The organism is Peribacillus sp. P4_C12 (assembly GCF_056402095.1).
Window position 1 is genome coordinate 1 of record NZ_JBFUIB010000655.1, and the last position, 1,766, is coordinate 1,766.

A 1,766-nucleotide genomic window follows, 5' to 3' on the forward strand; every position below is an offset into this window, starting at 1 on the left:
TCGATAAGGAGCAAGTCGGGGAAATTACATTGCAGGGAAGGGACTGGGGATTGATTGTCAGTCCTTTATATACAAATGCCGACAATATTCGCGGAGCAGTAGCTATCATTCGTGATATGAGTGATGAAAGACGTATGGACAAACTTAGGACTGATTTCATAGCAAACGTCTCTCATGAGTTAAGAACGCCGATTTCAATGCTGCAAGGATATAGTGAAGCAATTGTTGATGACATAGCTGGAAGTGAAGAGGAAAAAATGGAAATGGCCAGGATTATTTATGATGAATCTCTAAGAATGGGCCGTTTAGTCAATGATTTACTCGATCTAGCTAAATTGGAATCAGGAAAAATGAGTCTCAACTATGAATGCATACCTATTTCATCTTATTTAAAGAGGATTACAAGCAAATTTTCCGGGTTAGCTAAAGAAAAAGGGATAACGATATCCACTAATCTTCAAGACAACGGAATCGAGTGGTGTTTCGATCCCGACCGAATTGAACAGGTATTGACGAATTTAATTGATAATGCGATTCGACATACCCCTCCAGGCGGGAACATTGATGTCATTCAAAGGACAAGTGATCGAAGAGGGCTGATTATTGATGTGAAGGACTCTGGTTCGGGTATCCCTGAAGAGGATTTACCCTTTGTATTCGAGAGATTCTATAAAGCGGATAAAGCACGTACACGCGGTCGATCGGGTACTGGCTTGGGATTGGCTATTGTTAAAAATATCATTAATGCCCATGATGGCTACATTTCGGTAAACAGTTTACCTAAAAAAGGGACGACATTCAGCATTATTCTACCTCGAATAATGGAAAATACTGAATGAATAACTGGTTGTTTGCCAGAAAATCTTGTTTCATAAGAAACAGTGGAGACAAAGGCAATTGGATTTATTTCCAACTTGTCTTTGTCTTTTTTCTTAGAAAGGGAACAGGTTAGTAATATTCTAGTGAATAGGACTCTTATATATAGAAATTCACTGAATTTTGTAATAAGATCATATGTAAAGTGTAACTTTTATATATGAATGACGACTATATTTATGAACGGATGTGGGGAAATGATGGATCCCGTTTTCCACGATCTTTATGAAAAGTATCATCACGAAATTTATCAATTCATTTATTATATGACTAAAAATCGGGAATCGGCAGAGGACCTTGTTCAAGAGGTCTATATCAGGGTTATGAAGGCCTATGACCGATTCGAGGGAAAAAGCAGTGAAAAAACGTGGATATATTCTATTGCGAGAAATGTGACGATTGATTATTTTCGGAAACAAAAACGGTGGAGAGACAAAATCTTTTCTAACTTCGACTGGGAGAGGCAAATGATTAAAGATACTCAGCCTATTCCGGAAGAAGTGGCTATTATGAATGATGATATCCATGATATATATCAATGTTTGAACCGATGCACGATTGATCAAAGGTCCGTCATCATATTACGATATATTCAAGCAATGTCCATATCAGAAACCGCTGAGGTATTAAATTGGAGTGAAAGTAAGGTTAAAACAACCCAGCATCGTGCGTTAAAAGCAATTAAAAAGATGATGGAAGATTTGTCTGGAAAGGAGGATGACCCCATTGAGAAAACCCCGTTGGAAAGAAAACGAAATTGAAGACATGCTTCACCAGCTTCCGAAAGTAAAAGACAAACGAACAAAGGATGAGGTGTTTGCAGGGATTCATAATAAAAAGCGGAAAAAACAATGGTTTCCTCTTATTGTGGGTGTTGCCTCCTTATTCTT

General features: G+C 37.9%; 2 protein-coding genes. Both read left to right on the top strand.

Annotation, left to right across the window (positions count from 1 at the left end; genetic code table 11):
• A partial coding sequence (locus tag AC1DUW_RS27670) for a sensor histidine kinase (protein ID WP_477644031.1) occupies positions 1-839 on the top strand: 839 nt, incomplete at its 5' end.
• Positions 840-1,076: 237 nt separating this feature from the next.
• Positions 1,077-1,637, top strand: coding sequence for an RNA polymerase sigma factor SigX (sigX, locus tag AC1DUW_RS27675; protein WP_477644032.1), 561 nt, complete (start codon positions 1,077-1,079; stop codon positions 1,635-1,637).
• The last annotated feature ends 129 nt before the right edge of the window (positions 1,638-1,766 follow it).

What these genes read in the sequence shown, in the direction of transcription:
- sigX (WP_477644032.1), top strand. Translation starts at nt 1,077, where the DNA reads ATGGATCCCGTTTTCCACGATCTTTATGAAAAGTATCATCACGAAATT.